The 4,526-nt window shown below is 36.2% G+C and carries 4 protein-coding genes and 2 tRNA genes; all 6 read left to right on the forward strand.

Going from position 1 to position 4,526, the window contains the following annotated elements; translation table 11 throughout:
• On the forward strand, window positions 1–1,067 hold a 1,067-nt coding region (locus ACKI5B_RS00315; protein WP_407424961.1), incomplete at its 5' end, for a DNA repair protein RecN.
• Window positions 1,067–1,870, forward strand: a complete 804-nt coding sequence (locus ACKI5B_RS00320) for a hypothetical protein (protein ID WP_407424962.1) — start codon at window positions 1,067–1,069, stop codon at window positions 1,868–1,870. The genes ACKI5B_RS00315 and ACKI5B_RS00320, both read left to right, overlap by 1 nt.
• On the forward strand, window positions 1,870–3,102 hold the full coding sequence (locus ACKI5B_RS00325; RefSeq protein WP_407424963.1) for an HD domain-containing protein: 1,233 nt from the start codon (window positions 1,870–1,872) through the stop codon (window positions 3,100–3,102). The genes ACKI5B_RS00320 and ACKI5B_RS00325 overlap by 1 nt, the downstream gene beginning before the upstream one ends.
• A 40-nt stretch (window positions 3,103–3,142) precedes the next feature.
• Window positions 3,143–4,027: a LysM peptidoglycan-binding domain-containing protein gene (locus tag ACKI5B_RS00330; RefSeq protein WP_407424964.1), complete on the forward strand. Its 885-nt coding sequence runs from the start codon at window positions 3,143–3,145 to the stop codon at window positions 4,025–4,027.
• Between the two features lie 90 nt (window positions 4,028–4,117).
• A tRNA-Asp gene (locus ACKI5B_RS00335) sits at window positions 4,118–4,193 on the forward strand.
• Between the two features lie 47 nt (window positions 4,194–4,240).
• Window positions 4,241–4,313: transfer RNA gene (locus tag ACKI5B_RS00340), tRNA-Pro, on the forward strand.
• Window positions 4,314–4,526 lie beyond the last annotated feature (213 nt).

A 4,526-nucleotide genomic window follows, 5' to 3' on the forward strand; every position in this document is an offset into this window, starting at 1 on the left:
CATCTTTTGAAAAGCTTTTTTCTGATGTTGAATCGATTAATTCTTCTCTTTCCGAAGGGGAAGGCGGTTCCGTTGTTTCTCTCCTTAAAAAAATCAGGATTTTTGCAGATTCAGCTTCTTCTTCAGATAAATCTCTCCAAAAATTAGCTGAACGGCTGGACAGTGCTTTTTATGAATTAAGTGATATTTCAGAAGAGTATAAATCTTATGCATCTTCACTTGTTTTTGACCCGGAAAGGCTTCGTCAGGTGCAGGAAAGGCAGACTCTTATTTATAATCTCAAAAAAAAGTATGCTTCTTCTGTAAATTCTCCTCTTTCTGAAGTAATAGCTTATCTGCAAAAAGCACAGACTCGTCTTGAAGAATTAGATTCATCTTCAAACAAAAAAGAACTTCTTGAAAAAGAAATTGCTGAGCTTGGAAAAAAGGTTTATATCGAAGCTAAAAGAATCTCTGATGCACGAAAAGCAGCTTCTCAAAAAATGTCATCCGGTGTGGTGCAGATTCTTTCAACACTTGGTATGAGCGGAACACGGTTTTACGTACAGGTTGCAGAAAAGCAGGGAAATGAAATTACTCAAAAATGCGGGCCGTATGGAATTGATGATATTGAATTTTTAATCAGTGCAAATCCCGGGCAGCCCTTACAGCCTCTTGCAAAAATTGCTTCCGGCGGTGAATTGAGCCGTGTTATGCTTTCTCTAAAAACCATTTTGTGTCAGGCCGATGATTCTGGTGAATCAACTGTTGGAACAATGATTTTTGACGAAATTGATACAGGAATCGGTGGGGAAGTAGCGGTTTCAATTGGAAGTCATTTAAAGGGACTTGCTAAAAACAGGCAGGTTTTGTGTATTACACATCTTGCGAGCATTGCAGTTTATGCCGATAATCAGATTAAAATAGAAAAAGGCGTGAGTGGGGGCATGACACAAACTCATGTTCATGAAATATCCGGAGAAGAGCGTGTTTCTGAAATTGCGCGGATGCTTTCCGGAGATTCTGCAAGTGAACAGTCTCTGGAACATGCCCGTTCAATGTTGTCTAAGTTTGGGGGGATAAACTAATGGCAAAAGTAATGACTGAAAACCGCGAAATTTGCGAAATTAAATGCAAGCCTTATGTGGAAATGATAAATCAAGCTCTTGAAAAAGAAAAAAGTATGCTTGCGCTCATGTCTCATGATAATGCAGGTGTCGGGTATAAAAGGCTTATACTCTGTGAATCTATGATTGGAGTTGCAACTTATTATATCACAATCAATAACCTTACAGTCGAATTCGTCAATACAAAAGATAATGATGCGTTGAATGATGCCCGCAAAATGCTTTATAAAGCGATTATTTATCTTGAAGAAATTGTCTCTGGTACAGTTGATGCACAGCAGGCTGATTTATCAGATAAACTTACGGAAATTGCAAATACTCCTCTGGAAAAGCGTTTTTACCTTATAAAAAAGCTTGGCCTTGCGATTTCTCTCCTTATCGATGCATTTGGTGATAATACAAAATGGAAGTGGTCTTTTGTTGAACTTCAGGGGCGTTTTGCAACAGTAGCCAAGAATCTTATAGATTTAAAACAGGCTGTAAAAGATTATTTTGATCCGAATTCTCCTGATTATGATAATTCTGTGCTTTATATCCGCTTAATCAGAAAACTGAATGACCAGTCTGCTACTGCATATCGTGACAGATATGAACTTTCAACTCATCGTATTGATGACATGCGTCTGGCTATTCAATATTTATCTGCTTGCCGTAGAATTGCAATCGCTCTTGGGGAAGCTGAAGAAGCTGAAGAAATCAAGAAAAAGGCCGGCGTCTGGAAACAAAAATTTGAAGCCGACCAGAAAAAAGGAATTGCAAAATAATGATTGAAAAACAGTTAATTCTCAAAATTTTTGAAGGTTTTTCCATTCAGCGCTGGAATGATCTTGTACGCCCGTTTGAAATCGTTGAAATGGATAAAGCTGCCGAAAAAATGGCCTGTGCATATATAATCGGAAAATACGAAGAATCAGAAGGTAATGAAATAGACTGGGAGCAGATGATTTATTCATCGCTTTTTGATTTATTAAAAAAAATTATGCTCTGCGATATAAAATCACCTGTTCAACAGATGATTAGGGAAAAATATCCTTTAGAGTACAAAAAACTCAATGAATGGGTTTATTCAAAATATGAAAGTTATCTTTCTGATTCAGAATTGCTTGAAAAATTTTCAAATTTTCTCGAAAAGGATTCCGAATTAAATACTAATGAATTTTCACTTACAGAGCGGGTGCTTGAAGCGGCGCATAAATTTTCTTCTCTTCGTGAGCTTGAGATGATTTCACCTGTAAATGAAAAAGAGCGGATTCAAGAAATCCATGATGAACTTAGTGAAAATTTAAAAAAATATTCTGACTTAAAAGGTGTCCGGATGCTTTTAAATCGTGAAAAACCTTTTGAGTTTATTATGAAATTAGAGCAGCTTCGTTTTCAGACAAGGTGGAATCAGACACCGCGTATTCCAGAAACAAGCGTGTTAGGCCACTGTTTTTTTGTAGCTGTAGTCACGCTTTTACTTATTCGTTCGACAGAAGTAATTCCCTGTAAAAAACGACTTTTTAATGATTTTTTTTCTGCTCTTTTTCATGATTTACCGGAAAGCGTGACCCGCGATATAATTTCTCCAGTAAAACAGGCTACCAATGAATTACCTGGAATTGTAAAGCAGATTGAAGATGAAATTGTTCATGCTGAACTTGTTCCGCTTATGGATTCTTCGTATGTGCAGGAAATTCTTTATTTTACAAACGATGAATTTCAAAACAGAATACTTGTTACTGAACTTGACGGCTCAAAAACTTCCCAGTCAGTCAGTTGGGAAGAACTTAATGAAAATTATAATTCTGATATTTATTCGCCTGTTGATGGTAAACTTGTCCGGCTGGCAGACCATTTAAGTGCTTTTATAGAAGCAGACAGCTCAATAAAGTATGGAATTACCAGTAAACAGCTGACCAGTGGAAGGGATAATATTCTTAAATGCTATTCTTCTTATAACAAAATTAATGGAATTGATGCTGCAGGCCTTTTCTGGTCGATTATGGAGAATTAGCTTTAACTTTTTCCATTATTTTGCCGAAAATTTCTAAGATATGAAATGTTCGGTTTTTAAACTTGCTTTTTTAGTTTTAATTTTCTCATCTTCTGTTGAATTATTTTGTGATACGCTTCATGAAGTTCAGAAAGGTGAAACTTTATATTCAATCAGTAAAAAATATGGAGTTTCTGTATCTGATGTTCAGAATGCTAACGGTTTATCAGATAATGGCATTAAGGTTGGTCAAAAAATAAAAATTCCTGATGGAAAACCTGCTCCTGTTTCTTCGTCTGTAACTCATGAAGTTCAGAAAGGGGAAACCTGGTTTGGTATATCAAAAAAATATGGGATTTCTGTTGATGAACTTCAGAAATTCAATGATTTTGGAAAAGATTCAACGCTAAAAGTTGGACAAAAGCTTAAAGTACCATCTTCATCAGCTACTGCATCCTCTGATGTTACCGGTGTAAAAACTAATACATCTAACTCATCATCAAAAAAGGATATTGCACAAAGTTCTATATCTTCTTCAAAAATTCCTGAAATTGACAATCCGCGTACTTATTCAGGAAAAAAAGCGGATTCTTCTCTGGTATGGCCGGTAAAAACTGAGAATATAGTCTATATAAACGGAAAAGTCGGCGGAGTCAGTATGGCTGCAAAGAAAGACGAGGAAGTTAAGGCTATTCGGGCTGGTACTGTAATGTTTTCCGGGTCATACAGAGGATTTGGAAATGTAGTCTTTATTCAAAGTAAAACAGGTCATATTTATGCTTATACCGGTTTAGGTTCAATTGATGTATCTAAGGGGGATTATATTAATTATAGTTCTGAAATCGGTACAGCTGGTATTGATACTTATACCGGCAAGTCTCAGATTTCACTTATGGTGTTTCAGAATGGTCAGCCAATTGATCCTGCAAAAGCACCGCGTGGATAAAAAAAAGAAAAAAAAATTAAAAAAAATGCAAAAAAAATAAAAAATATTATTGACACAAAAATAGTGTTTCTGATAGTATATTAAACATCACGGGGGCGTAGCGAAGCTGGTTATCGCGCTGGCCTGTCACGCCGGAGATCGAGGGTTCGAGCCCCTTCGCACCCGACAAAATCCCGCTTATAAAAGAGCGGGATTTTTTTATGTCAAAAAAAACGGGTAGTAGCGCAGCTGGTAGCGCACAACGTTCGGGACGTTGGGGTCGCTGGTTCGAATCCAGTCTACCCGATAATATTTGTATTTTTTTATTGAGTAAGCTTAAGATTTTTTTCTTAAGCTTTTTTTTAAAATAAATGAAAAAATCGAAAAAAAATAAAAAAAAATTGAAAAAAAAGAAAATAAGTGTTGACAGAAAAATATTGGTGTGATATATTCATTCTCACCCGCTGACAACCGGTCAGTACGGTAAAAGTTCTTTGAACATAATCAGATAAGTGAAGGA

This window comes from Treponema sp., from assembly GCF_045657965.1.
In the GTDB taxonomy this organism is placed as follows: Bacteria; Spirochaetota; Spirochaetia; order Treponematales; family Treponemataceae; genus Treponema_D.